2 tRNA genes are annotated in these 394 nt (G+C 45.7%); both read right to left on the bottom strand.

The window, feature by feature from the left end:
- Positions 1 to 146: 146 nt before the first annotated feature.
- Positions 147 to 222 (bottom strand) — tRNA-Ala (locus A9180_RS21970).
- A gap of 42 nt (positions 223 to 264) precedes the next feature.
- Positions 265 to 341: transfer RNA gene (locus tag A9180_RS21975), tRNA-Ile, on the bottom strand.
- Positions 342 to 394 lie beyond the last annotated feature (53 nt).

Below are 394 nucleotides of genomic sequence, written 5' to 3' on the forward strand. Positions count from 1 at the left end.
GTTGCGAAAATTTGAGAGACTCACGAACAACTTTCGTTGTTCAGTGTTTCAATTTTCAGCTTGATCCAGATTTTTAAAGAGCAAAACTTCGCAGTGAACCTTTGCAGGTACACTCTGAAGTATTTTTTATTTAATCACTACAGAGATGGTGGAGCTATGCGGGATCGAACCGCAGACCTCCTGCGTGCAAAGCAGGCGCTCTCCCAGCTGAGCTATAGCCCCATAACATGTAGTTAAAACCTCCTCAAATTTGCGGTGCAAATTTGGTAGGCCTGAGTGGACTTGAACCACCGACCTCACCCTTATCAGGGGTGCGCTCTAACCACCTGAGCTACAAGCCTGTAGAGGTTTTACTGCTCATTTTCATCAGACAATCTGTGTGAGCACTGCAAAG

The organism is Escherichia sp. B1147, from assembly GCF_001660175.1.
GTDB lineage: Bacteria > Pseudomonadota > Gammaproteobacteria > Enterobacterales > Enterobacteriaceae > Escherichia > Escherichia whittamii.